Raw genomic sequence first — 377 nt, 5'->3', positions numbered from 1 at the left:
GTTCGAGCCGGTCTGGCCGAGCCCGCGCCGCGCCATGCGCACGGCGAGGTCCATGTACTTGAGATTGGGGTCACTGGCGGCTCCGCCCGGCATCGCTCAATGCCGCTTGGCGGCGGTTGCCTGGCCGTTGGCCACCGGCATTGCCGCTTCKACCTCGGGAGTGTCGCGCGCGATTTCGCTCAGCACTTCCTGGAAATCGGCCGCCTCGCGGAAATCGCGGTAGMCGGAAGCAAAACGCACGTAGGCCACGGGATCGAGCCCCTTGAGACCCTCGATCACCAGTTCGCCGATGGCGGAGGAGGGGATTTCCGTCTCGCCCGAGCTTTCGAGCTGCCGCACGATGCCCGATACCATGCGCTCGATGCGGTCCGCCTCGA

1 protein-coding gene is annotated in these 377 nt (G+C 66.9%); it reads right to left on the bottom strand.

Annotated features, from left to right (window positions below; genetic code table 11):
* Positions 1 to 96 precede the first annotated feature (96 nt).
* Positions 97 to 377, bottom strand: a 281-nt coding sequence (locus EJ063_RS20740) for an ATP cone domain-containing protein (RefSeq protein ID WP_244225222.1), incomplete at its 5' end; no start/stop codon positions are given.

This window comes from Vibrio aquaticus, assembly GCF_003970385.1.
Lineage (GTDB): Bacteria > Pseudomonadota > Gammaproteobacteria > Enterobacterales > Vibrionaceae > Vibrio > Vibrio aquaticus.
The sequence above is the reverse complement of the archived record's forward strand: the minus strand, read 5'-3'. Positions and strand labels throughout refer to the sequence as shown.